The 22,372-nt window shown below is 63.7% G+C and carries 27 protein-coding genes; 10 read left to right on the top strand and 17 right to left on the bottom strand.

Translation table 11 applies throughout. The features are described 5' to 3' along the window. Positions 1-3 precede the first annotated feature (3 nt). The 3 genes from MAFF_RS15875 to MAFF_RS15865 all read right to left on the bottom strand — a co-directional run bounded on the left by MAFF_RS15875 (position 4) and on the right by MAFF_RS15865 (position 1,455). On the bottom strand, positions 4-435 hold the full coding sequence (locus tag MAFF_RS15875; RefSeq protein ID WP_010911942.1) for a GlcG/HbpS family heme-binding protein: 432 nt from the start codon (positions 433-435) through the stop codon (positions 4-6). A 187-nt stretch (positions 436-622) separates the two neighbouring features. Further along, positions 623-856 (bottom strand): hypothetical protein, encoded by a 234-nt coding sequence (locus tag MAFF_RS15870; protein ID WP_044550980.1) that lies wholly within the window; start codon positions 854-856, stop codon positions 623-625. 77 nt (positions 857-933) lie between these two features. Beyond that, positions 934-1,455: a winged helix-turn-helix transcriptional regulator gene (locus MAFF_RS15865; RefSeq protein WP_010911941.1), complete on the bottom strand. Its 522-nt coding sequence runs from the start codon at positions 1,453-1,455 to the stop codon at positions 934-936. 94 nt (positions 1,456-1,549) lie between these two features. On the opposite strand from MAFF_RS15865, the gene MAFF_RS15860 reads away from it, so the two are divergent. From MAFF_RS15860 to MAFF_RS15845, 4 genes are all read left to right on the top strand, one after another. Further along, the gene (locus MAFF_RS15860; protein WP_044548375.1) at positions 1,550-2,386 is read left to right on the top strand and encodes an alpha/beta fold hydrolase; all 837 of its coding nucleotides are present in this window, start codon (positions 1,550-1,552) and stop codon (positions 2,384-2,386) included. A gap of 106 nt (positions 2,387-2,492) precedes the next feature. Continuing rightward, positions 2,493-3,149 carry a glutathione S-transferase family protein gene (locus tag MAFF_RS15855; protein WP_010911939.1) on the top strand — a complete coding sequence of 219 codons (657 nt, stop codon included), beginning with the start codon at positions 2,493-2,495 and terminating at the stop codon, positions 3,147-3,149. A 5-nt stretch (positions 3,150-3,154) separates the two neighbouring features. Then, a complete protein-coding gene (locus tag MAFF_RS15850) occupies positions 3,155-3,490 on the top strand; it encodes an ArsR/SmtB family transcription factor (RefSeq protein ID WP_010911938.1) in 336 nt (111 codons plus the stop codon). An 11-nt stretch (positions 3,491-3,501) separates the two neighbouring features. Then, positions 3,502-3,966, top strand: coding sequence for an SRPBCC family protein (locus MAFF_RS15845; protein ID WP_010911937.1), 465 nt, complete (start codon positions 3,502-3,504; stop codon positions 3,964-3,966). A gap of 29 nt (positions 3,967-3,995) precedes the next feature. On the opposite strand, the gene MAFF_RS15840 is transcribed toward MAFF_RS15845, so the two are convergent. From MAFF_RS15840 to MAFF_RS15830, 3 genes are all read right to left on the bottom strand, one after another. Beyond that, positions 3,996-4,259, bottom strand: a complete 264-nt coding sequence (locus tag MAFF_RS15840) for an ArsR/SmtB family transcription factor (RefSeq protein ID WP_010911936.1) — start codon at positions 4,257-4,259, stop codon at positions 3,996-3,998. 31 nt (positions 4,260-4,290) lie between these two features. Then, on the bottom strand, positions 4,291-5,538 hold the full coding sequence (locus MAFF_RS15835; RefSeq protein ID WP_010911935.1) for an MFS transporter: 1,248 nt from the start codon (positions 5,536-5,538) through the stop codon (positions 4,291-4,293). 92 nt (positions 5,539-5,630) lie between these two features. Further along, the gene (locus MAFF_RS15830) at positions 5,631-5,825 is read right to left on the bottom strand and encodes a DUF1192 domain-containing protein (protein WP_027047479.1); all 195 of its coding nucleotides are present in this window, start codon (positions 5,823-5,825) and stop codon (positions 5,631-5,633) included. A 122-nt stretch (positions 5,826-5,947) separates the two neighbouring features. On the opposite strand from MAFF_RS15830, the gene MAFF_RS15825 reads away from it, so the two are divergent. The 3 genes from MAFF_RS15825 to MAFF_RS15820 all read left to right on the top strand — a co-directional run bounded on the left by MAFF_RS15825 (position 5,948) and on the right by MAFF_RS15820 (position 8,462). After that, on the top strand, positions 5,948-6,958 hold the full coding sequence (locus tag MAFF_RS15825; protein ID WP_032932001.1) for an NAD(P)H-quinone oxidoreductase: 1,011 nt from the start codon (positions 5,948-5,950) through the stop codon (positions 6,956-6,958). 290 nt (positions 6,959-7,248) lie between these two features. Then, positions 7,249-7,389, top strand: coding sequence for a DUF1127 domain-containing protein (locus tag MAFF_RS37100; protein WP_064987068.1), 141 nt, complete (start codon positions 7,249-7,251; stop codon positions 7,387-7,389). Positions 7,390-7,769: 380 nt separating this feature from the next. Next, the gene (locus tag MAFF_RS15820; RefSeq protein ID WP_044548374.1) at positions 7,770-8,462 is read left to right on the top strand and encodes a DUF1013 domain-containing protein; all 693 of its coding nucleotides are present in this window, start codon (positions 7,770-7,772) and stop codon (positions 8,460-8,462) included. A 129-nt stretch (positions 8,463-8,591) separates the two neighbouring features. On the opposite strand, the gene MAFF_RS15815 is transcribed toward MAFF_RS15820, so the two are convergent. The 4 genes from MAFF_RS15815 to MAFF_RS40035 form a co-directional block, all read right to left on the bottom strand. Then, a complete protein-coding gene (locus MAFF_RS15815) occupies positions 8,592-9,311 on the bottom strand; it encodes a helix-turn-helix transcriptional regulator (RefSeq protein WP_010911930.1) in 720 nt (239 codons plus the stop codon). A 66-nt stretch (positions 9,312-9,377) separates the two neighbouring features. Continuing rightward, positions 9,378-9,785, bottom strand: a complete 408-nt coding sequence (locus tag MAFF_RS15810; protein ID WP_010911929.1) for a hypothetical protein — start codon at positions 9,783-9,785, stop codon at positions 9,378-9,380. 66 nt (positions 9,786-9,851) lie between these two features. Further along, a complete protein-coding gene (locus MAFF_RS15805) occupies positions 9,852-10,442 on the bottom strand; it encodes a type 1 glutamine amidotransferase family protein (protein ID WP_010911928.1) in 591 nt (196 codons plus the stop codon). A gap of 84 nt (positions 10,443-10,526) precedes the next feature. Next, the gene (locus tag MAFF_RS40035; protein WP_080511871.1) at positions 10,527-10,694 is read right to left on the bottom strand and encodes a hypothetical protein; all 168 of its coding nucleotides are present in this window, start codon (positions 10,692-10,694) and stop codon (positions 10,527-10,529) included. 287 nt (positions 10,695-10,981) lie between these two features. On the opposite strand from MAFF_RS40035, the gene MAFF_RS15800 reads away from it, so the two are divergent. Both MAFF_RS15800 and MAFF_RS15795 read left to right on the top strand, forming a co-directional pair. After that, complete coding sequence (locus MAFF_RS15800; RefSeq protein ID WP_010911926.1) at positions 10,982-11,935, top strand: ring-cleaving dioxygenase; 954 nt, start codon at positions 10,982-10,984, stop codon at positions 11,933-11,935. A gap of 96 nt (positions 11,936-12,031) precedes the next feature. Continuing rightward, on the top strand, positions 12,032-12,211 hold the full coding sequence (locus MAFF_RS15795) for a hypothetical protein (protein WP_032931990.1): 180 nt from the start codon (positions 12,032-12,034) through the stop codon (positions 12,209-12,211). A 28-nt stretch (positions 12,212-12,239) separates the two neighbouring features. Here MAFF_RS15795 and MAFF_RS15790 read toward each other — a convergent pair whose 3' ends face one another. The 7 genes from MAFF_RS15790 to tkt form a co-directional block, all read right to left on the bottom strand. After that, positions 12,240-12,953, bottom strand: a complete 714-nt coding sequence (locus MAFF_RS15790; protein ID WP_010911925.1) for an SGNH/GDSL hydrolase family protein — start codon at positions 12,951-12,953, stop codon at positions 12,240-12,242. A gap of 184 nt (positions 12,954-13,137) precedes the next feature. Further along, on the bottom strand, positions 13,138-13,875 hold the full coding sequence (locus MAFF_RS15785) for a DUF899 domain-containing protein (protein ID WP_044548373.1): 738 nt from the start codon (positions 13,873-13,875) through the stop codon (positions 13,138-13,140). A gap of 167 nt (positions 13,876-14,042) precedes the next feature. Further along, positions 14,043-15,068 (bottom strand): class I fructose-bisphosphate aldolase, encoded by a 1,026-nt coding sequence (locus tag MAFF_RS15780; protein ID WP_044550977.1) that lies wholly within the window; start codon positions 15,066-15,068, stop codon positions 14,043-14,045. A 118-nt stretch (positions 15,069-15,186) separates the two neighbouring features. Further along, positions 15,187-16,383: a phosphoglycerate kinase gene (locus MAFF_RS15775; RefSeq protein ID WP_010911922.1), complete on the bottom strand. Its 1,197-nt coding sequence runs from the start codon at positions 16,381-16,383 to the stop codon at positions 15,187-15,189. A gap of 158 nt (positions 16,384-16,541) precedes the next feature. After that, the gene (locus MAFF_RS15770; protein ID WP_010911921.1) at positions 16,542-18,425 is read right to left on the bottom strand and encodes a potassium/proton antiporter; all 1,884 of its coding nucleotides are present in this window, start codon (positions 18,423-18,425) and stop codon (positions 16,542-16,544) included. A gap of 194 nt (positions 18,426-18,619) precedes the next feature. After that, the gene (gap, locus tag MAFF_RS15765) at positions 18,620-19,630 is read right to left on the bottom strand and encodes a type I glyceraldehyde-3-phosphate dehydrogenase (RefSeq protein WP_010911920.1); all 1,011 of its coding nucleotides are present in this window, start codon (positions 19,628-19,630) and stop codon (positions 18,620-18,622) included. Positions 19,631-19,843: 213 nt separating this feature from the next. Beyond that, a complete protein-coding gene (tkt, locus tag MAFF_RS15760; RefSeq protein WP_032931981.1) occupies positions 19,844-21,835 on the bottom strand; it encodes a transketolase in 1,992 nt (663 codons plus the stop codon). Positions 21,836-22,097: 262 nt separating this feature from the next. Between tkt and MAFF_RS15755 the strand changes: the two genes are divergently transcribed. Continuing rightward, the gene (locus MAFF_RS15755; protein WP_010911918.1) at positions 22,098-22,370 is read left to right on the top strand and encodes a DUF4164 domain-containing protein; all 273 of its coding nucleotides are present in this window, start codon (positions 22,098-22,100) and stop codon (positions 22,368-22,370) included. Positions 22,371-22,372 lie beyond the last annotated feature (2 nt).

Here is a 22,372-nt window from a genome sequence, read left to right as displayed (position 1 = left end):
TACTCAGCCTGGATCTGCGGTGAAGCCGGCGGCCTCGATGCCGGCGATGGCCGCGGCCTCGTCATTGTCCGACGTGTCGCCTGAAATGCCGACGGCGCCGACGATAGTGCCAGCCTTGTCGCGGATCAGCACGCCGCCGACGACCGGCAGCACACGTCCGCCCGACACGTCGGAGATGCCGGCGACCAGATGCGGGCGCTCCTTGGCGAAGGCTTCGACCTTGCGCGAGCCCATGCCGATGGCCAGTGCGCCATAGGCCTTGCCCGCCGACATTTGCGGACGCAGGAACGAGGCGCCGTCCTGGCGCTCGAAGGCGACCAGATGGCCACCGGCGTCAAGAACGGAGACGCCGAGCGGCCTGAGCTTGAGAACGGCGCCCTTGGCGAAGGCGGCATCGATGATTTGCCTGGCTTTTTCGAGCGGCAGTGCGGTCATGGCAATCTCCTGTTGGAAAGGGACAATCATCGGCGGCCGGCCGGCCGAAGCAATCCCGGTTTCGGTTGAAATTGCTTCTTGTGAAGCGGCGGGATGAAGGGCTGCTGCCAGGACGGCGCCGGCGAGCGGCTGGATCGACAGGCGACAGTGTCGGCTGGTCAGGCCGGGTTGCCGAAGGGCCGTGCGGCTATTTCTTCTTGGCGCGGGCAGGCTTCTTGGCGGGCGCCGCCGCTGTGTTGGCAAGGTCCTCGGCTTCCTTGGCCAGCCGCAGAGCCCGTAGTTTGTCGGTCTTGGCCTTGCGGGCGTCGCTCTCCGCTGCATATTCGGCCATTGCTTTTTGGCGAACCGTTGCCGCCTCTTCCTGCTTCTTGAAGCGCAGATCGGCGCGCGCGCGGGCGGCATCCCGAGAGTTCTCAACCAAGACCTTATCCAATCCCGTGAATTGTGGTTTCCGCTTCTTCTAGCAGAGCCGGCCTCGCAACGGGGGAAAATAGTTGGTTACGCGGCTGGGCTGGCGCTGAGAGCCTTGCTGGCGACCACGGCTTGATAGGCGGCCTGCAGGGTCGCGCGGACGGAAGGACCGGATGCCGAGTCGAGCGGCATGCCCAGATGCTCATGGCGCAACTCGTCCATGAATTTCTCCCACATTGGCGGTCCGCCCTTTTCCAGAAGCTCGGCGCGGATCGAGAGCTCCTCGCTGGTCGGCAGCCAGACCCGGCCCCAGGCGCCGAGATGGGCGAGAATCGGCACCAGCGTGATGGCCATCTCGGTCAGGCTGTAGATCGCCTTCTGCTTGTGACTGGGGTCGTCGGCCTTGGTCAGCATGCCGAGTTCCATCAGCCGCTTCAGCCGGTCGGCGAGGATGTTGGAGGCAATGCCTTCCATCGATCCGTTGAGCAGTTCGCGGAAATGCCGCCTGCCGCCGAAAATCATGTCGCGAAGGATGATCAGGCTCCAGCGGTCGCCGAACACTTCCAGCGACAGGTTGATCGGGCAGCCGGACCGGCGATCGAGGCTCATTCGATTCTCTCCACACAAAACCAGTTGCATTATCGTATCAGTCTTATTATGGTGCAACCGATTGCAAAATGCAATCAGATCAGGAGACTGTGTGATGACGACGATCAATCGCCCCGAGATCAAATCCGAAGCCTTCGGCGATCCTGAAAATCCCGCACTGCTCTTGATCATGGGCGCGATGGCCTCGATGCTGTGGTGGCCGGAGACATTTTGCCGTGAGCTGGCGGATGCCAGCCTGTATGTGATCCGCTATGACAATCGCGATACCGGCCGATCGACCAAATATCCGCCGGGCAAGCCGCCCTACACATTCGACGACATGGCGGATGACGCGATTGGCGTGCTGGACAGCCATGGCATTGGCAAGGCCCATGTCGCCGGCATGTCGATGGGCGGCATGATCGCGCAACTCGTGGCGCTCAAGCACCCGTCACGCGTCGCGTCGTTGACGGTGGTCAGCAGTTCGCCGGTGGGGATGGACACTTCGCATCTGCCGCAGACAACCGACGCCTATATCGAGCATTCGGCCGCAGGCGTCGATGTCGACTGGTCGGACCGCCGCCAAGTGATCGATTTCATGGTCAGGGATACCAGGGCGATCGCCAGCACCACACATCCGTTCGACGAGGTCCAGATGAGAGCCTTCATCGAAAAGGATTACGACCGCTCCGGCGGATTCCTGAGCGCTACCAATCATTTTTCACTCAAGGGTGGCGATGCGTGGAAGGGTCGCCTGCAAGAGATGGCGGCGCCACTGCTGGTCATCCATGGCACATCAGATCCGATCTTTCCGGTCGAACATGGCGAGGCGCTGGCCAAAACGGTCGCCGGCGCGAAACTCCTTCGCGTCGCGGGCGGCGGCCATGAGCTGCATCCGCAAGACTGGCCGGCGATATCAGCCGCCATTGTTGCGCATATCCGATCCAATTGAACCTTCGCAGGTGGTCTTGACGGACAAGGCACGGCGCAATAGTTAAGTAAATGCTTCAGTGTCGATCTCCCGCCCATCGACGAACCACGAAACAGACGAGCAAAAAATGTCCCTCACGCTGCATTTCCATCCGCTGGCCTCCTTCTGCTGGAAGCCGCTGATTGCGCTTTACGAGAATGGCACGGCCTTCAAGCCGGTCATCGTCGATCTCGGCGACGAGCACTCGCGCGCGGCCTTCCTGAAGATATCGCCGAGCGGCAAGATGCCGGCGCTGCGCGACGATGCGCGCGACCGCTCGGTGCTGGAATCGACCATCGTCGTGGAATATCTGGCCGCGCACTATCCGGGGCCGGTCGAGCTCGTTCCCGCCGATATCGACCAGGCGCTGGCGGTCCGCCAGGCCGACCGCTTCTATGATTTCTATGTGCAGGAGCCGATGCAGAAGATCGTCGGCGACCGGTTGCGGCCGCAGGACAGGACCGATCCGTTCGGCGTCGAGCAGGCGCGCGGCCAGCTGCGCAATTCCTACGCCATCGTCGAACAGGAGATGCAATCGAAGACCTGGGCGGTGGGCGAGGCCTTCAGCCTGGCCGATTGCGCGGCGTCTCCGGCGCTCTTCTATGCCAACAAGGTCGAGCCGTTCGGCGACAAATATCCCGCCGTGAAGCGCTATCACGACCGCCTGCTGCAGCGCCCCGCCTTTGCCAAGGTGATCGAGGAGGCGCAGCCCTACTTCAAGTTCTTCCCCTACAATAACGGCTGACCGGGATGCTGCACGATCCCGCCCAGCTCGACCTGATGTTCCAGGCGCTCGCCGATCCGGCGCGGCGGCAGATGGTCGACAGGCTGTCGCGCGGCCCGGCCTCGGTCAGCCAACTGGCCGAGCCGCTGGCGATGTCGCTGTCGGCCGTCGTCCAGCATCTGAACCTTCTGGAGGCGAGCGGCCTGGTGCGCACGCAGAAGGTGGGGCGGGTACGGACCTGCCAGATCGAGCCCATGGCGCTGAGGGCGGCCGAACACTGGATCAACGAGCGGCGCCTCGCCTGGGAGCGCCGGCTGGATCGGCTGGGCGATTTTCTGGCGCAAAACAAAGACGAAAACTGAAGGAAACCAACATGACCGAACGATCAGTCGTCCATTCCACCTTCATCATCGAGCGTCTCTATCCGGCGCCGCCGTCGAAAGTCTTCTTCGCGCTCGGCAACGCGGACGCCAAGCGGCGCTGGTTCACCGATCCCGACAATCCGATGCCCGGCCGTTTTGAAATGGACTTTCGCGTCGGCGGCAAGGAGGTAAATGCCGGCGGGCCGAAAGATGGTCCGATCCATGTCTATACCGCCACCTATCAGGACATCGTGCCGGACCAGCGCATCGTCTACAGCTACGACATGCTGTTTGGCGAAACCCGCATCTCCGTGTCGCTGGCCACGATCCAACTTTTTGCCGAGGGCGAGGGCACGCGGCTGGTGCTGACCGAGCAGGGCGCTTTCCTCGACGGCCATGACACGCCGTCGACGCGCGAGCACGGGACGGGGGTGTTGCTCGATTTGCTCGACGCCTTTCTGGACAAAACGACTTGAAGGAATTGCTCGGCGGCGACCAGAAACGGTCACGCTTCCCAGAATTGATCGAGCCAGATGTTGAGTCTCAGGAAGCCGGCATTGCTTACCGTGTACACGCGCCGCGTGCCTTCAGCCTTGGCGTTGACCAATCCGGCGTCGAGCAACACTTTCAGATGCTGCGATACGGCCGGGCGCGAGACTGGAAGTCCGGCCGCCAACTCGTTGACGGTCTTCGGACCGCGTCGAAGTTCTTCCAGAAGGTGGCGCCGATTGGGGTCGGCGATCGCCATGAAGGCGTCGGAAAACATCATGCCTCATTTGTGAGGCAAAGTTTTTCGAATCTCAACTGTCTGCTTCTGCTTTTCTTCTTGGGTCAAGCCGCAATGCTTCCGGCGTCACCGAGCGGTCGGCCGGCTGCGTCTTGAACGCGTCGCGATCGCCGATCGGCACCGGAGCGCGGCGGCTGATGCGCAGCAGCGTGTAGCCTGCCAATGACAGATGCGCGAAGGCAGTGGCCAGGAACAGGCCCTCCGGGCGCATCCAGCCCATCAGCGCCGCCGCCAGCAAAGGCCCGATCATGGTGCCGAAGCCGTAAAGCAGCAGCAGTCCGCCCGACACCTTGACGAAGTCCTCGGCACGGGCGTGGTCGTTGGCATGCGCAACGGCGATCGAATAGAGCGTGTAGGCAAAAGCGCCATAGGCGGCGGTAAAGACGATGACGAAGATGCCCGAGCGCGGTTCGAACAGGAAGATCAGAAGCGCGAACAGCGCCGCGCCGAAAGCGGCGCCGGCCAGCACGAAACGCCGGTCGGTCTTGTCGGACAGACGACCGGCCGGCAGCTGCATGGCGGCACCGGCGACGACGACAAGGCTCATCATCAAGGCGATCTCGGCGGTGGAAATGCCGATGCGGGCACCATAGACCGCACCAAGCGTGCCCCAGGCGCCGTTGGCGATGCCGATCAAAAGGCAGGCGATCGCCGATACCGGAGAGTTGGCGTAGAGCCCTTTGACGTCGAGCTTGACGTCCTGCAGCGGCTTGGGGTGCGACGCCGTCGAAACCGCGGTCGGGAGCAGCGACAGGCAGAACAGGATGCCGGTGATCATGAACAGCGAGGCCGATTTCACGTCACCGCCGGCGACGATCATCTGGCCGCCCATGATCGAGGCATAGGTGACCATCATGTAGAGGCCGAAGACGGTGCCGCGATTCTCGTTGGTGGCCTTCTCGTTCAGCCAGCTCTCGATGACCATGAAGGCGCCAGCCATGGTGAAGCCGGTGAAGGCGCGCAAGAGGATCCAGACATATTCATCGATGATCAGGCCGGTGAGCAGGGCCACGATGGCTCCGGACGCGGCAAAGGCGCCGAAAGCGCGCACATGCCCGGCACGGCGCACGATGCGCGGGGCAAAGAAGCAGCCGGTGACGAAGCCGCCGGCCCAGGCCGTGCCCATCAGGCCGAGCGATGCGGTCGAGAACCCTTCCACCTGACCGCGCAGGGGAAGCAGCAGCCCATGCAGGCCCGATGCCGCCAGCAGGAAAGCAGTGCCGCGAAGCAGGGAGAGGATCGGTCGGTAGGATGCGAGCATTTTTTGATCCGGCTGGACGCTGAAAGGGATGGCAGGGTCTGAAGACAGTCGCATTCGGGCTTTTCAGCGGCGAGCCGTTGCGTCCCGATCCTCTATCCGCGGCGGAACAGTGCCTCGGCGGCCGACTTTGTGTTGTCCTTGGCCTTGAGCTCCGCCTCCAGCCTGGCGATCTCGTCGCGAAGGATGCCGATGCGCTCCGACAATTCGCCAACCGAGAGCAGCGACAGGTCCTGCCCGATCTCGTGCGGGCGTGCCTTCTTCTTGGGTTCGTCGTCGAAGATCGCCATCGTTGCTCCTCCTCCGCCACACCAGATTGGCCATTTGCCTGATTTGGCAATCAGCATACATAGGGCAAGGGCGTCGATGCAAACAGCCGGTAAGAATGCGGCGAGGAAAGACGGGAAACTTCATGGCGAGCGGACAAAAAATTCCGGCGAGGATGACGGCAATCGCTATCTCGGTACCGGGTGGCCCACGGGTGCTGAAACCGGAAACGCGCGATGTGCCGCAGCCCGGCCCAGGTGAGATCCTGATCAAGGTGCATGCCGCCGGCGTCAACCGGCCCGACGTGCAGCAGCGCAAGGGCGCCTATCCGCCGCCGCCCGGCGCATCGGACCTGCCGGGCCTCGAAGTGTCGGGCGAAGTGGCTGCCCTTGGCGACGAGATATCGCGCTGGCGCATCGGCGACCGGGTGTGCGCGCTGACTCCCGGCGGCGGCTATGCCGAATATGTCAAGGTTCACTCCGGCAGCGTGCTGCCGCTGCCCGCCGGTTTCACCCACACCGAAGCAGCGGCGGTGCCGGAAAACTATTTCACCGTCTGGCACAATGTGTTCGAACGCGGCGCCCTGAAGAAAGGCGAGACGCTGCTGGTGCATGGCGGCTCGTCCGGCATCGGCACGACGGCGATCCAGCTGGCTTCGGCCTTCGGCGCCTATGTCATCACCACCGCCGGGTCCAAGGAGAAATGCGACGCCTGCCTGAAGCTCGGCGCCGACCGGGCGATCAATTACCGCGAGGAAGATTTCGTCACGGCGGTCAAGGAGGCGACGGATGGCAAGGGCGCCACTGTCATCCTCGACATGGTCGGCGGCGACTATGTCCAGCGCAACTACGAGGCGGCAGCCGTCGAGGGCCGCATTGTCCAGATCGCCGTGCAGGCTGGTGCTGTCGCCAGCGCCGATTTTTCGAAGATCATGGTCAAGCGGCTGACCCACACCGGTTCGACGCTCAGGCCGCGCACTGTCGAGTTCAAGGCGGCGATCGCAGCGGCGCTGGAGGCACAGGTGTGGCCGCTGCTCGGCACACGCAAGGTCGCACCTGTCATGGACATGATCTACCCGCTTACCGATGCCTGGCGTGCGCATGAGCGGATGGAGGAGGGCGAGCATATTGGCAAGATCGTGCTCGACGTCGGCTAGGACGGCGATATTCAGGTGAGCCCGGCCTGCGAATGGCGGCTTCCTGCGCTTCCGGTGCTCACGTACCCTAGTACGCTCCGCTCCGGTTCTCGGAAACCACCATTCTCGGCTCGGCCTGACCTGAATCTCGACACGTCCGGGCCTGGGCCAGGCTGCCTACAAGATGAACAGAGGCTTAATGGTGCAATGCAGCATTTGCATCATTGCTATGCAAAATCGGCCGTTCAAGTCCCCATCGATGATCACTATCTGTGCAGCATCGAAACGAACACCCCATCAGGAGGACTACCATGAACCCGATCCGCGCTTTCCGTAACTGGCGCATGTACAACGAGACCGTGCGCGAACTGAACCGTCTCAACGCGCGTCAGCTCAGCGATCTCGGCATCAACCGCGCCGACATCGAACGGATCGCCCGCCAGGCGATCTGATATCAAGCATGACCCGGCCGCAGGGCCGGGCTCGTGTTGAGAAGTAGAGCCGTCGCAGACGTTCCCCGTTTCCGGTTCCGAGCCCGCTGGACCTCGTCCAGCGGGTTTTGTCTTTTTGGGGCCAGGCAGTTGCCCTGGCAATTCCAGGAGCGCGCAGCACTTCTGCGGCCTGCTCAAAGGTGCCGGTCCCCTTGGCTAACGTCGCTGCGGCTCAGCCATCCGAACGCGCTTGCCGGCTCTCGAACCCATCGGGGCGGCCGCGCCGCCAAAAACATTGCGAAACGGCAAGGGAACGGTTATACAGGCCGCGAATTTCCCATTTTGGTGGCTCTAAACCACCGCCCGCGCGGGAACGCGGGCGAACGAGAAGGATTTTTGAAATGGCCAATACGCTGTTGATGCCCAAGGCGACCGCCGTCTGGCTGGTCGACAACACCGCGCTCTCCTTCGAGCAGATCGCGCAGTTCTGCGGACTGCATCCGCTCGAGGTCAAGGCGATCGCCGACGGCGAATCGGCGCAAGGCATCAAGGGCATGGACCCGATCATGACCGGCCAGCTGACCCGCGACGAGATCGCGCGCGCCGAGAAGGACCCGAACCAGCGCCTGAAGCTTTCCGACCCCAAGGTGCGGGTGCCGGAATCCAAGCGCAAAGGCCCGCGCTACACGCCGCTGTCGAAGCGCCAGGACCGGCCGAACGCCATCCTGTGGCTGGTGCGCAACCATCCCGAACTCAAGGACGCGCAGATTTCGCGTCTCGTCGGCACCACCAAGTCGACGATCGAGCAGATTCGCGAACGCAAGCACTGGAATTCGGCCAATCTGCAGCCGATGGACCCGGTGACGCTGGGTCTCGCCTCGCAGATCGACCTCGACATGGAAGTCAACCGCGCCTCGCGCGGCCGCGAACAGGCCCAGCCGGTCGGCGACACGCTGCTGCCGGCGGCCCTGACCGAGCGGCTGGTGCCGGCGCCCGAAAAGCCGAAGGACGAGGATGCCGAACTCGACGCCAACGCCGTGTTCGCCAAGCTCTCGGCGCTGAAGTCGAAGAACGAAGACGCTGACGACGAGTGAGGAGAGGTCGGCCTTGGCCGATCAATCGACAACTATTGAAGCGACGAACGCCCGGAGCCATAGCGAAAAGGCAGGTCGCGCTTAAAAAAAGCCCGCTTCGAGCGGGCTTTTTTTGTTCCATACGCAGTCTTAGCTTCGCGCCACGCGGTCCGGCGCCATGCCGTAATCCTCGCTGCGCTCCACGGCGCGGTAGAAGTCGGCAAGCTGCTTGCCGCGCTCCGGCTTGAAGATGCGGCCGGCGATCACCACCGAGGCGATGCGGTCAATGCGGAAGGCGCGGAAGTCGTCGCGCATCTCGCACCAGGCGACCAGCGTCCAGACCTTGCCCCAGAACCAAAGGCCGAGCGGCCTGATGTCGCGCGCGGTGCCGCGCCCGGCCTCGTCGCAATAGTCGATGGTCAGCACCTGGCGCTTTTCGACTGCACGCTCGATCAGGTCGATCGCCTCGCGGGCGGCGTCGCTGACCACCCACATCGGCGTGTGGATCTCGGTACGGGCGATGCGGTCCTTCTCGGTATCGGGTAGCACCGCGCCGATCTTGACCAACGCCTCGTCGGCGGCCCGTGCCATGGCGGCGCCGCCAAAGGCGCGCACCATGCGCGCACCGGCAACCAGCGCCACGATCTCGTCACGCGTAAACATCAGCGGCGGAAGATCGAAACCCTCCCTCATCATGTAGCCGACGCCAGCCTCGCCGTCGATCGGCACTCCCGTCGACTGCAGGTCGGCTATGTCGCGATAGATCGTCCGCTCGGAAACCTCGAGCCACGTGCCGAGCTTCTGGGCGGTGACCAGACGGCCACCCCGCAGATGCTGCACGATCTGAAAGAGCCTGTCGGCGCGGCGCATCGTTTGCTTCCCCAGTGTTGTTGCTGGAGCGGCTCCCGGACCGGAGCCGCTTCCAGGCGACATTCATTACGGTTTCAGTCCTTCGCGCTTGCGCTGCGCGGCGATGAATTCCGCGCCAAAGGACAGTTTCTTCGTTGTCGGCGTCTTCGCATCGAGCACGCGCCAGAAGGGGGCGACGTCGCTCAGAGTCATGCCGCGCTCGAGATCTTCCCTGGCGGCTTCGGCAACCGTGCGCAAATGGTAGCCGATGGTGACCGGACATGTCACTTCGGCGCCATGTTCGATGGCAAGGGCGGTGCGCAACGCACGGACATCCATCTCGACACCTTCGGGAATCGAGCGGATGAAAGCGTCGACCTGGCGCGCGGTCGGCACCAGCATCGGCTGGCCTTCGACCACGTCACCCACTGTGCGCGGCGTTGGTTTCACACCGTTGATGCCAGGCGTGTTCAGCCTGTCGTTCCAACTTTTCATCGATCGTTCTCTCGGCCGGCCATGCGCATTATCCCATCATCGCACGTCCCTCCTGACAGCATACTGTCAGGAGGCTTCAGCATATTCCTTGGCAAACAGCGTCCGCATCCGTGCGAGATCGACGCCTCTTTCGGGATAGAGCGTTTTCAGAAAGGCAAGGGCAAAGGTGCCGGGCGCCGAACCTGGCGCGGACACGATCTTGCCGTCGGTGACCGCATGCGGCACGTCCAGATAGTTGCCGTGGCCGGCATAGCCGGCCTCATGTCCGTTGATCCAGTCGCGGCCATTGCTGGTATGTTTGGCTTGTTCGAACATGCCGGCCCGGGCCAGTGCCAGCGTACCGGCGCAGATGCCGCCGACGACGCCGCTGCGCGTTGCAACGGCATTGAGCAGTTGAGCGACATCGGGAGGCGTTTTGCCCGCCCACTGGTCGGAACCGATGACGGCGACTGCGTCAAGATCGGCATTCTCGTCGATGCCGGCTGAGCGGTCGGGCGCCAGCCGGAAGCCGCTGATCCCGGTCACTGGTCTGCGTCCCGGGGTCAAAGACACGGCACGAGCACCGAACCACTCAACCGCCGAGGCGGCCAGCAAACCATATTCCCAGTCGGCAAAACCTTCGATGAAGACGAAGCCGATTGTCTTCTGATCAGGCATAAGCTCGCTCCGTCCCCCAGCGCGCCGCACCTATATCTGGGCATTGGCGCATCCGTGTCCAATATCGATGTCGAAAAATTCGCCTCAATTGCCCCGGATGCGACGTTCGGCATACATATCAGGCCAGCCGATATCCTTGCGGATGTCCGCGGGCAGCGTGTTCAGGAAACGCTGCGTGCGAATTTCGTTGCGCATGGTGCGAACCTTGCCGACATAGTGCTGCATGCCGCGCAGGATGGTGAAACCGTTCATGACTATTCTCCTCTCTTTAACTGGAGGCAGTATCGCATACCCCTCCTGACAGCAGTCTGTCAGGAGGATGGCAGGGCGCGCGACGATCGCTCCGGTTGTTGGAAGCGTCCTCGGATGGTGACCCTTCGACCAGCTCATGGATGGGGATTGTTCACCACAACGGCGCCCGGAGGGGCATCGTTGTTCAGTCATGGACGACGGACTGTCGGGATCGGCGGCCTTCAGCGAGGTGACCGGAGTTCTGATATGAAGGGAGAAAATTCTTCCCCAAAGCCAGGGAGACGACCATGAGCCTGCAACTGACAGGAATCCACCATCTGACCGCCATCACCGCCAACGCACCGGGCAATCTTCATTTCTACACGAAGGTGCTGGGCTTGCGGCTGGTCAAGAAGACGGTGAACCAGGACGACACGTCGGCCTATCACCTTTTCTATGCCGACGGCGAAGCGACGCCAGGCACCGACCTGACCTTCTTCGACTGGCCGGTTGGCCGCGAACGGCGCGGCACCCACAGCATCGCGCGGACCAGCCTCAGGGTCGGCAGCCCGGAGAGCCTGGCATGGTGGAAGCAGCACCTGGCAGGCGAAAACATCGTGACAGGAGAGATTGCCGACATCGGCGGCTACCCCTCCCTCGATTTCGAGGATCCTGAAGGCCAGCGTCTGCGGCTCGTCAGCGATGGCGGCAAGGGCGGCAGCCATCCCTGGGCGCAAAGCCCGGTGCCGGCCGAGCATCAGATCCGCGGGCTCGGGCCGATCGTCATCAGCGTCCCCGACATCACCAACACCGAGGCGGTGCTGACCCGAGTGATGAACATGCGAAAGGGCCGCGACTATGCTTCGCCGGATGGCGAGGGCCAGGTCCACGTCTTTGAAATGGGCGCTGGCGGGCCGGCGGCGGAGCTTCATGTCGCCGTGCAGCCCGGGCTGGCTCCCGCGAGGCAAGGCGCTGGTGCGGTTCACCATGTTGCCTTCAGGGCGCCGGACCAGGAGACACTGCATCAATGGACCGCCCGTTTGGCCGAATTCCGCCTGCCGTCGAGCGGCGAGGTCGAGCGCTACTACTTCCGCTCACTCTATTTCCGTGAGCCCAATGGTATCCTGTTCGAGATCGCCACGGACGGGCCGGGCTTCACCGCCGACGAGCCGCTGGAGACGCTGGGCGAAAGCCTGGCCCTGCCGCCGTTCCTCGAACCGAAGCGCTCGTCGATCGAAGCCGGCCTCAGGCCGCTGAAATAGATCACTGCCTGAAAGGTGGGCGCCGCGTTTCCGGTTCGGATTGTGGCGCCTGTTCTTTCTCAGAGATCGAACAAGGCGCTTTGACAGCCGGCGACGTTGCTGGTCAAAGGCGGCATGACGAAACTCCTCGCCCTTGTCATCGTCGGCTTTATGGTCATCCAGCTGATCAAACCGATCGGCTGGCCGGGACTCAAGCGCCGCGGCGATTTCTGGAAGCTGGCGCTGCTGGCCATGGCCGCGATCTCGCTGGCGGCCGTGCTCGGGCATTTGACATAGGTCTGCAAGCCGTATCGGCCGTCGGTGTTCAGCTGGCGAGCACCAGGCCGACGAGATGCTCGGCCCAGGCGCGGTAGCCCGCCTCCGAGGCGTGGAAGCCGTCCGAGGCGAAACCTTGTTCCGGATTGGTGATCGGCAGGCGTGGGGCCGGCACCGCGCCGCGCTCCAGGCAGAGCCGTTCGCCCATCCGGTTCATCGCGGTGGCGCGGATCTCGAGGATCTTGCCGAGCAGGGGCGGCATGGCCGGCGCCCGCGTGAACTCCAGCACGGGCGACCACACCACCCGCGCTTCCGGCCATTTGGCGCGCAGGCCGTAGAGCAGGCCGCCGAACTCCTTCTTGAAGCGCGGCACCGAATGAAAATTCTTGGTGTCGTTGGTGCCGATGGCAAGCACGATATGCGTCCATGGGTCGGCCGACAGATTGGGCAGGACATGGTCGCGGATCTGGCCCGACGTCGCCGAATTGAAGCCGGCGGCGCGCCAGCGCACGGCGCGGCCGGTGTGCTGCGAGATCAGCACAGCGAGCTGCGCGGCAAGCCCGTCCTCGGAATTGCCGATGCCGACCGAGGCGGCCGAGGAGTCGCCCAGCACCAGAAGCGAGATATCAGGCGCCTTGCCGGCGAGATCGTGCATGACCGGTCCCTGTGCCGGCAGCATGCGCGTGGTGCGGCGGCGTACGCCGAGCCCCTGCCAGACATAGACGGGGAAGGCGAGCCAGGTGAGAAAGGCCGGGAAGCGCATGGCGGAACCGTGGAATGATCTGTGGCAGGCTTAGCGCATGTTTGGGCCGAGGTGAACGGATCCTTGCATCGCCGGCCGGTTCCTTAGAGCGGTCCACCGTTTCATGGAAACGGCGAACCACTCTAACTCTTTGTTTTGACGCAATTCCGAACGGAAAACCGCTCACACTTTTCCTGGAATTGCTCTAAGGGCATACATCGTCCCGTTGCGACCTGTTGCCATATTCATCGTGCAGCCGCACCCAGTCCATGAAGGTCCCGTATGGACCGGTCTCGTCACGACCTTTCGGTGCAATGTCGAGGTACTGGTAGGCGCCGATGAACTGCTCGCTGCCGCGGGCGCGTGACATGAAGGTCAGAAAGATGTCACCGGTTTCGCCCTTGTAGAAGACGGTGGTGCCGGGCAGGTCCTTCGACGTCAGCACCGGTGTTTCGAAATTGTAGACCGCTTCGCCGGATGCGATCTGTCTGTCGGTGAAGGACACCTGCATATCGAAGTTGAAGTCCGACGCATAGGAAGACACCCAGTCGAATGTCCAGCCCATGCGCTGCTTGTAGGGCAGCAGCTCGACGAGCGGCGCCCGTGATATGGTGACAAGCGACACGTCATGATGCCTGAGATGCCGGTTGGCGCCGTCCATATGGTCGGCGACGAAGGCACAGCTTTCGCAGTGATGGGTGGAACCTGGCGCGAACACGAAGTGGTAGACGATCAACTGGCTGCGGTTGGCGAAAAGCTCGGCCAGTTTCTTCGGCCCTTGCTCCGTCTCAAAGACGTAGTCCTTCCTTACTTTCAGCCAGGGCAGTTCCCGCCGCTCGGCCGCAACACGTTCGCGCAACCGCGTCAGTTCCTTCTCACGCGCCAGATGCGCCTTGTGCGCCTGGAACCAGTCTTCGCGTGAAACGACCTTGTTGCGATGCATGAACCTCTCCCTGTCTCTCTCATCCCAAGGACGTTCGGGACGAGCGCAAACCGACATCGCCGGCAACGCCCAGAGGAAATAGGGATGAAGAGGTCTTCCCCCAAATCGCAGACAACAAAAACCCGGGCGCATTGGCCCGGGTTTGAACGATGACGGAAGCGCTGTGCTCAGGCGGCCTGTTCGAGGCTTGCCTTCCATTTTCCGAGCGCCGCCAGATAGTTCATGTGGGCGCGATGGGTGAAGGCGGCCTGACCGGCGGCGACGTTCGACGCCTTGCCGCTCCATGCCTTCTGTGGAGCGGCCTGCAGCGCGCGGCCATAGGAGAAGGTCAGCTTCCACGGGTGCGGGCCGATGGCGTTGATGGCGTTGAGGTTGGCGGTCGCCTCCTCGTCCTCCTGGCCGCCGGAGAGGAAGGCGATGCCCGGGACCGCCGCCGGCACCGTCTCGCGGAACAGTTTTATGGTCATCTCGGCGACCTTTTCGGGACTGTCCACAGTGCCCGACTTCTTGCCCGACAGCACCATGTTGGGCTTCAGGATCGTGCCTTCGAGGACGACGCGCGCCGCATGGAGTTCATCATAAAGCTTGATCAGCGTCGCCTTCGAGACGTCGTAGCAGGTGCCGATGTCGTGGGCGCCGTCCATCAGCACTTCCGGCTCGACGATCGGCACGATGCCGGCTTCCTGGCAAAGGGCGGCATAGCGGGCGAGCGCGTGGGTGTTCGAGTTGATCGAATTGGCCGAGGGCACGCCCTTGCCGGTGTCGATGTCGATCACCGCGCGCCATTTGGCGAAGCGGGCGCCGAGCTTGTAATAGTCGGCAAGCCGCTCGCGCAGGCCGTCGAGGCCCTCGGTGACAGTGTCGCCGGGAAAGCCGGCCAGCGGCTTGGCGCCGGCATCGACCTTGATGCCGGGGATGGCGCCTGATGCCTTGATGATGTCGACCAGAGGCGTGCCGTCGGCGGCCTTCTGGCGGATGGTCTCGTCATAGAGGATGACGCCGGAAATGTACTTGGTCATCGCGTCCCTGGCGCGGAACATCATCTCGCGATAGTCGCGGCGGCTGTCGGCGGTCGATTCGACGCCGATGACGTCGAAACGCTTCTTGATGGTGCCGGAACTTTCGTCGGCGGCCAGCAGGCCCTTGCCGTTGGCCACGATCGCGGCGGCAATGTCTTCGAGACGTTCGCTCATCATGCTTCTCCTGAAAAGGGTTCGTTCCGCGCTTAACGGAAATCTACCGCCAAAGGAATGGCATCGGAAAGCTCGAATCGATTGAAAGTCCCGGGCGCCTCTTTGTGTTGATCGCGCCTCAGCGCTTCAGCACGTCGACGCCTGGCAGAGGCTTGCCTTCCATCCATTCCAGGAAGGCGCCGCCGGCGGTAGAGACATAGGTGAAGTCGTCGGCGACGCCGGCGTGGTTGAGCGCCGCCACCGTGTCGCCGCCACCCGCAACGGAGACCAGCTTGCCGGCCTTGGTGCGCGCGGCCGCGTGTTTTGCCGCCGCCACCGTGGCGTGATCGAACGGCTCGATCTCGAAGGCGCCAAGCGGGCCGTTCCAGACCAGTGTCGCGGCGCGGTCGATCCATTCGCCGATCGTCTTCACGGTCTTTTCGCCGACATCCAGGATCATGCCATCGGCCGGCACGTCGGAGATGGCGACGGTCTCGCAGGCGGCGCCCGCCTTGAATTCCTTGGCGACGACACCGTCGACCGGCAGGATGATGGCGCAGCCGGCCTCGGCGGCCTCGATCATGATCTGCTTGGCGGTGGGGGCAAGATCATGCTCGCACAGCGACTTGCCGACATCGGTGCCGCGCGCGGCAAGGAAGGTGTTGGCCATGCCGCCGCCGATGACCAGCGCGTCGACCTTCTTCACCAGGTTCATCAGCAGGTCGATCTTGGTCGAGACCTTGGCGCCGCCGACGATCGCCACGACCGGGCGGACCGGGTTGCCCAGGCCCTTCTCCAGCGCTTCGAGCTCGGCCTGCATGGTGCGGCCAGCAAAGGAAGGCAACAGACGCGCCAGCCCCTCTGTGGAAGAGTGGGCGCGGTGCGCCGCGGAAAAGGCGTCGTTGACGAAAATGTCGCCATTGGCGGCGAGCCGCTCGCTGAAGGCCGGGTCGTTCTTCTCCTCGGCCTTGTAGAAACGGGTATTTTCGAAGAGCAGCACGTCACCCTTGTTCATGGCCGCGACAGCACTTCCCGCCATGTCGCCGACGCAATCCGAGGCAAAGCCGACGGGACGGCCGAGCACCTCGGCCGTCGCCCTGGCGATCGGCTCCAGCGAGAATTCCGGGGATGGCCCATCCTTGGGCCGGCCGAAATGGGCGAGCAGGATGACCTTGGCGCCCTTGCCCGACAGTTCGGCGATGGTCGGCGCGATGCGTTCGATGCGGGTGGCGTCGGTGACCTTGCCGTCGGCGACGGGAACGTTGAGGTCGACGCGCACCAGCACGCGCTTGCCGCTGATGTTGCCGATATCGTCCAGTGTCTTGAAGGCGGCCATGCGGGTTCCTTTCCTCGGGAAAATCGCCGGGACCATACCCCGCATCGGTGACGATGCAAGGCTTTGGCCGCGACGCGATGCGAAATTTTCAGGCGGGCAGGAACATAGTCCGTGAACATCGCCCGGTGATGACGGGGCAGGGCCAGCGATCGCCCTTCTCAGCTCCCGGTCGTGGCTTTTTCAACCGGCGGCTTGGGGGCGTCTTCGGCCTGTGCTGCCGCTTCCTGCGTCTCGGTCGGCTTGCGCCAATTGCGGATGAAGGCGCCGAGGCGGTCGCCCATCTCGCCGGCGCTCAGGAACACCGGCACCCGCGCCACCGGCGCGGTCGGCTCGAAGGAAAGACCGAGACCCGTGATCCTGCCCTTGTCGTCGACATCCCTGACGATCAGCTCGATCGAGCCGATCAGCACGCGATCGGCGTATTCGGCATGGCCGCCAAGCCGCGCCGTGACCAGCGCGCCGACGGTGAGCTTCTGCTCCGCCTCGGTCAGACCCGGCGCGTACGCTGCCTCCAATTCGGCCGCGGCGCGCGCCGGGTCGACGGCGAAGGCGCCGAAGAAATCGGCGTCTTCCGGGTCGACCACCGCGCGGCTGGCGAACAGCTTGTCGAGCAGGCGCGGGTAGCGGTCCGGCACGAAGATGTAGACCTGGTCGCCGGCGGCGAGCCGGCCCATGTCCTGAAAGCGCATCGAGCGGCCGTCGCGCAGCACCAGCGAGGGCCGCGCCCAACGCGGAATGCGCTCGCCGCGCGCCACCGGGCTGCCATGCGCCACGCGATAGGCGAGAAGCTCGTGATGGGCGGAGCCCGGCAATTCCAGCTCGACCTTGTCCAGCGGTCCAAGGCGCGCCGGCACGATGAGACCGAGGCGACGCGCCAGCGGTCCGACGGTCCAGCCCTGGATGACCAGCGACACCAGTACGATGATGAAGGCGGCGTTGAAGATGGTGCGGCCGTTCTCCAGCCCGCCGAGCAGCGGTGTGATGGCGAGCAGGATCGAGACGGCGCCGCGCAGGCCGACCCAGGAGACGAAGGCGACTTCGGGGCGCGGCAGGCGGAACGGGATCAGGCAGAGCCAGACAGCGATCGGGCGGGCGACAAACATCAGGAACAGGCCAAGCGCTATCGCCGGCACCATGATCGCCGGAAATTGCGAGGGGGTGGCGAACAGGCCGAGGATCAGGAACATGATGATCTGCGCCAGCCACGACATGCCGTCCTGGAAGCGCTTGAGGATGGTGACGGCGCGGATGTCGGAATTGCCGGCAATGAGGCCGGCGATATAGACCGCCAGGAAGCCCGAGCCGCCGATGGCGCCGGCGGCGGCGAAGACCATCAGTGACAGGGTCAGCACGAAGATCGGCAGCAGGCCGTGGTCGAGATTGAGCCGGTCGACGAGACGCACGATGGCAAGGCCACCGAGCGCGCCGACGACGGCGCCAAGGCCCATATTGACGAGGAAGCCGAGGATCAGGTTGGTGACCAGGACATTGGTTTCGGGGTTGGCGTGGGCGGCGATGACCTCGACGAGGGTGATGGTCAGGAAGATGGCGATCGGGTCGTTGGTGCCGGATTCCACCTCGAGCGTCGAGCGCACACGCTCACGCAGATTGATCTCGCCGGCGCGCAGCAGGAAGAACACCGCCGCGGCGTCGGTCGAAGCGACGGCGGCGCCGAGCAGGAAGGATTCCAGCCAGGTGAGGTCAAGCAGATAGTAGGCCGCGGCGCCGAACAGGCCGGTGGTGAGAAGCACGCCGAAGGTCGCCAGCGACAGCGCCGGGCCGGCCGCCTGCCGCAAGGCGTTGAGCGGCGTGCCGAAGCCGGAATCGAACAGGATGACGGCGAGAGCCAGTGAGCCGGCAAAATAGGCGATGCGGGCATTGTCGAATTCTATGCCGAGGCCATCGGTTCCGGTGGCGAGCCCGATGCAGAGAAAGAGCAGCAGGAGGGGGGCACCGAAGCGGAAGGCGATCAGGCTCGAAAACGCGGCGGCGACAACGAGCGCCGTGCCGACCAGCGTAACGAGATAGATCGCATGCTCCATCCGTGATTTGCCCCTCGAATTCCTCTTTCTATCGATTTACGGGAGAGTGGGGCGAAGGCATGGCCAGTGCAAGGCGGGAGGGTGGTTTTTTGCCCTATGCCGCTGATTTTCCGGCAACTGGCGTTGCTGCTCCGGCAAATGAAAAACGCCCGGACGAAGCCGGGCGTTTCAGGTCTCGAGAAGGTAGTCTTCGATCAGGCGATGGTCTTGCCGAAGGCGACGGCGGTGTCGCCCATGCGGTTGGAGAAGCCCCACTCATTGTCGTACCAGGACAGCACCGAAACGAAGTTGCCGTCCATCACCTTGGTCTGGTCGAGCGCCATGATCGAGGAGCGCGGATCATGGTTGAAGTCGATCGAGACATTCGGGTGATGGGTGACGCCGAGAATTCCCTTCAGCTTGCCATTGGAGGCGGCGATGACCGCTTCGTTGATTTCCTGCACGGTGGTGGCGCGCTTGGCGATGAACTTGAAGTCGACGACCGAGACGTTCGGGGTCGGCACGCGGATCGAGATGCCGTCGAGCTTGCCCTTGAGGTCGGGGAGCACGAGGCCGATGGCCTTGGCCGCGCCGGTCGAGGTCGGGATCTGCGACAGCGCCGCTGCACGGGCGCGGTAGAGATCCTTGTGCATGGTGTCCAGCGTCGGCTGGTCGCCGGTGTAGGAGTGGATCGTCGTCATCATGCCTTTTTCGATGCCGACCGTCTCATGCAGCACGGCGGCCAGCGGCGCCAGGCAGTTGGTGGTGCAGGACGCGTTCGAGATGACGATATGGTCCTTGGTCAGCTTGTCGTGGTTGATGCCGTAGACCACGGTCAGGTCGGCGCCATCGGCAGGTGCCGAGACCAGCACGCGCTTGGCGCCGGCGGTCAGGTGCGAGGCGGCCTTGTCCCGAGCGGTGAAGATGCCGGTGCATTCGAGCGCGATGTCGACACCGAGCTCCTTCCAAGGCAGCTGCGTCGGATCCTTGATGGCGGTGACCTTGAACTTTTCCTTGCCGACGGTGATCTGGTCGCCGGAAACCGACACTTCATGCGGGAAGCGGCCGTGCACGCTGTCGTAGCGCAGCAGGTGCGCATTGGTCTCGACCGGACCGAGATCGTTGACGGCGACGACGTCGATGTCCTTGCGGCCGGATTCATGGATGGCGCGCAGGATGTTGCGGCCGATGCGGCCGAATCCGTTGATGGCAACTCTGACGGTCATTTTTCTCTCCCTGGGAGCTGGAAGGCTGACGATGGGGTCCGCAGCTTCATAGCGGCGGATGGGCAAAGAATCCAGCCGCAGCGACGCAGATTTAAATCGATTAGGTTGGGCCAGTCCGGCGAAATCGCTTTGCGCGGTTTCGCCGGGGGCATTTCTGTTTTGTGCATGCCATTATCCCAAACCGCGACACAGTTTTGGGCGGCATGCTGAGCCTTACTTGGCGTGCAGGCGGGCTTCCGCCGCCTTGGCCGCCGCCTCGGCGGTGATGCCGAAATGCGGGTAGAGCTGCTCGATCGTGCCCGAGGCGCCGAAGCCGGTCATGCCGACGAAGATGCCGTCCGAGCCGATGAGATGGTCCCAACCCTGGCGGATGCCGGCCTCGATCGCCATCTTGATAGGCGCGTTGCCGATCGTCTTCTTGCGGTAGTCGTCGCTCTGCTTGTCGAACAGCTCGAAGCAAGGCACCGACACGACGCGGGTCGGGTGGCCATGCTTCTCGAGCAGGTCGCGGGCGCCGAGTGCGATCTCGACCTCGGAGCCGGTGGCGAAGATCGTCACTGCCGCCTCGCCGCTGGCCGCGGCCAGTTCGTAAGCGCCCTGGCTGCTCAGGTTCTTGGCCGAGTGCTCGATGCGCACCGTCGGCAGGTTCTGGCGGGTCAGCGCCAGCGTCGACGGCGTCTTTTCGGATTCGAGCGCGATCTGCCAGCATTCCGCGGTTTCCACGGCGTCGGCCGGGCGGAAGACATTGTGGTTGGGAATGGCGCGCAGCGCTGCCAGATGCTCGACCGGCTGGTGGGTCGGGCCGTCCTCGCCCAGACCGATGGAATCATGGGTCATGACGAAGATCGAGCGGATGCCCATCAGCGAGGAAAGCCGCATCGACGGGCGAGCATAGTCGGAGAAGCACATGAAGGTGCCGCCATAGGCGATGAGGCCGCCATGCAGCGTCAGGCCGTTGATGGCCGCCGCCATGCCGTGCTCGCGGATGCCGTAGTGGACATAGCGCTGGCCGTAATCGTCCGGCGTGATGTTCTTGGTCTGGCTGGTCTTGGTGTTGTTGGAGCCGGTCAGGTCGGCGGAGCCGCCGATAGTTTCCGGAACGGCGCCGTTGATGACCTCAAGCGCCATTTCCGACGATTTGCGGGTGGCGACCTTCGGCTTGTCGGCCGAGAGCTTCTTCTTGTAGTCGGCGATGACGGCGTCGAAATTGGACGGCAGCTTGCCGGCGAGCCGGCGCTCGAACTCGGCCTTCAGCTTCGGCTCGGCCTTGGCGAGACGGCCTTCCCAGTCGGCGCGCGGCTTGGCTCCGGCCTTGCCGGCGGTGCGCCAGGCATCGAGGATGTCGGCCGGAATCTCGAAGGGCGGCGACTCCCAGTTGAAGAACTTGCGCGCACCGGCGATCTCGTCGGCGCCGAGCGGCGAACCGTGTGCCTTGTTGGTGCCGGCCTTGGTCGGCGCGCCGAAGCCGATGGTCGTCTTGCAGGCGATCATCGTCGGCTTGTCGGAATGGCGGGCGGCTTCGATGGCGTAGGCGATGGCTTCCGGATCGGTGCCGTCGATATGGCTGGCGTTCCAGCCGGAGGCCTGGAAACGGGCAACCTGGTCGGTGTTGTCGGCCAGCGAGACCGGGCCGTCGATCGAGATGTTGTTGTTGTCCCAGAAGACGATCAGCTTGTTGAGCTTGAGATGCCCGGCCAGCGCAATGGCTTCCTGGGAAACGCCCTCCATCAGGCAGCCGTCGCCGGCCAGCACATAGGTGTAGTGGCTGACGAGGTCGTTGCCGAAAGCGGCGTTCATGATGCGCTCGCCGAGCGCGAAGCCAACCGAATTGGCGAGGCCCTGGCCGAGCGGGCCGGTCGTCGTCTCGATGCCGGTGGCGTGGCCGTATTCGGGATGGCCGGCGGTCTTGGAGCCGAGCTGGCGGAAGTGCTTGATCTGGTCGATGGTCATGTCTTCGTAGCCGGTCAGATGCAGCAGCGAATAGAGCAGCATCGAGCCATGGCCAGCCGACAGGATGAAGCGGTCGCGGTCGGGCCAGTGCGGGGCTTTGGGATCGTATTTCAGGAAGCGGGTGAACAGCACCGTTGCAATGTCGGCGCAGCCCATGGGCAGGCCGGGATGGCCGGACTGGGCCTTCTCGACGGCATCCATGGAGAGAAAGCGGATCGCATTGGCCATCCGATCATGTTGTTCACGCGACGTCATGGTTCCTCCAAAGGTGGGGGTTTGGGGGCTTGGGAGCGCCCTTGAAAAGGTGCGCGACACATAGCAGGCGCGGGCTTTTAGTCAACAAATCGGGCGCAGATTTGCCGGTCTTGTGATGCTGGCGGCGGCCCTACATTAGCGTTAGCGGGGGACAGTCGCGAGAGCTTTGTTGACGTTGCCTTCACCCGGTGCCTAATGTTTCACGGATAACGCGTTCTGAACGCGAACGATTCGGTGATGGGCAGGGCACAGGACGAAGGCCATGACCGGGGAAACCACGCTCAAGGAAGTCATCGCCAGGCTGGGCAAGGCCATTGAGGGGCTGGAAAGCGCCGTCGCGGCCAAGCTGGAGCATGAACGCGATTACTCGGAAGCCGAGGCCGAGGTGCAGCGGATGAATGCCGACCGCTCCAGGCTGGCGCAGGAACTCGACAATTCCGAAGCGCGCGCCGAACGGCTGGAGGATGCCAACAAGGAAGTCTCGCGACGGCTGGTGACCGCCATGGAAACCATCCGCGCCGTGTTGGACAGATAGGA

The organism is Mesorhizobium japonicum MAFF 303099, assembly GCF_000009625.1.
GTDB classification, from domain to species: Bacteria; Pseudomonadota; Alphaproteobacteria; order Rhizobiales; family Rhizobiaceae; genus Mesorhizobium; species Mesorhizobium japonicum.
This window is presented reverse-complemented; position numbering and strand designations above follow the sequence as displayed.

Bases quoted from the DNA above. Each gene is read 5' to 3' on its own strand.
- MAFF_RS15875 (WP_010911942.1), bottom strand. From the start codon at position 435: ATGACCGCACTGCCGCTCGAAAAAGCCAGGCAAATCATCGATGCCGCC.
- MAFF_RS15865 (WP_010911941.1), bottom strand. From the start codon at position 1,455: ATGAGCCTCGATCGCCGGTCCGGCTGCCCGATCAACCTGTCGCTGGAA.
- MAFF_RS15860 (WP_044548375.1), top strand. From the start codon at position 1,550: ATGACGACGATCAATCGCCCCGAGATCAAATCCGAAGCCTTCGGCGAT.
- MAFF_RS15855 (WP_010911939.1), top strand. From the start codon at position 2,493: ATGTCCCTCACGCTGCATTTCCATCCGCTGGCCTCCTTCTGCTGGAAG.
- MAFF_RS15850 (WP_010911938.1), top strand. From the start codon at position 3,155: ATGCTGCACGATCCCGCCCAGCTCGACCTGATGTTCCAGGCGCTCGCC.
- MAFF_RS15845 (WP_010911937.1), top strand. From the start codon at position 3,502: ATGACCGAACGATCAGTCGTCCATTCCACCTTCATCATCGAGCGTCTC.
- MAFF_RS15840 (WP_010911936.1), bottom strand. From the start codon at position 4,259: ATGATGTTTTCCGACGCCTTCATGGCGATCGCCGACCCCAATCGGCGC.
- MAFF_RS15835 (WP_010911935.1), bottom strand. From the start codon at position 5,538: ATGCTCGCATCCTACCGACCGATCCTCTCCCTGCTTCGCGGCACTGCT.
- MAFF_RS15830 (WP_027047479.1), bottom strand. From the start codon at position 5,825: ATGGCGATCTTCGACGACGAACCCAAGAAGAAGGCACGCCCGCACGAG.
- MAFF_RS15825 (WP_032932001.1), top strand. From the start codon at position 5,948: ATGGCGAGCGGACAAAAAATTCCGGCGAGGATGACGGCAATCGCTATC.
- MAFF_RS37100 (WP_064987068.1), top strand. From the start codon at position 7,249: ATGAACCCGATCCGCGCTTTCCGTAACTGGCGCATGTACAACGAGACC.
- MAFF_RS15820 (WP_044548374.1), top strand. From the start codon at position 7,770: ATGGCCAATACGCTGTTGATGCCCAAGGCGACCGCCGTCTGGCTGGTC.
- MAFF_RS15815 (WP_010911930.1), bottom strand. From the start codon at position 9,311: ATGCGCCGCGCCGACAGGCTCTTTCAGATCGTGCAGCATCTGCGGGGT.
- MAFF_RS15810 (WP_010911929.1), bottom strand. From the start codon at position 9,785: ATGAAAAGTTGGAACGACAGGCTGAACACGCCTGGCATCAACGGTGTG.
- MAFF_RS15805 (WP_010911928.1), bottom strand. From the start codon at position 10,442: ATGCCTGATCAGAAGACAATCGGCTTCGTCTTCATCGAAGGTTTTGCC.
- MAFF_RS40035 (WP_080511871.1), bottom strand. From the start codon at position 10,694: ATGAACGGTTTCACCATCCTGCGCGGCATGCAGCACTATGTCGGCAAG.
- MAFF_RS15800 (WP_010911926.1), top strand. From the start codon at position 10,982: ATGAGCCTGCAACTGACAGGAATCCACCATCTGACCGCCATCACCGCC.
- MAFF_RS15790 (WP_010911925.1), bottom strand. From the start codon at position 12,953: ATGCGCTTCCCGGCCTTTCTCACCTGGCTCGCCTTCCCCGTCTATGTC.
- MAFF_RS15785 (WP_044548373.1), bottom strand. From the start codon at position 13,875: ATGCATCGCAACAAGGTCGTTTCACGCGAAGACTGGTTCCAGGCGCAC.
- MAFF_RS15780 (WP_044550977.1), bottom strand. From the start codon at position 15,068: ATGAGCGAACGTCTCGAAGACATTGCCGCCGCGATCGTGGCCAACGGC.
- MAFF_RS15775 (WP_010911922.1), bottom strand. From the start codon at position 16,383: ATGGCCGCCTTCAAGACACTGGACGATATCGGCAACATCAGCGGCAAG.
- MAFF_RS15770 (WP_010911921.1), bottom strand. From the start codon at position 18,425: ATGGAGCATGCGATCTATCTCGTTACGCTGGTCGGCACGGCGCTCGTT.
- gap (WP_010911920.1), bottom strand. From the start codon at position 19,630: ATGACCGTCAGAGTTGCCATCAACGGATTCGGCCGCATCGGCCGCAAC.
- tkt (WP_032931981.1), bottom strand. From the start codon at position 21,835: ATGACGTCGCGTGAACAACATGATCGGATGGCCAATGCGATCCGCTTT.
- MAFF_RS15755 (WP_010911918.1), top strand. From the start codon at position 22,098: ATGACCGGGGAAACCACGCTCAAGGAAGTCATCGCCAGGCTGGGCAAG.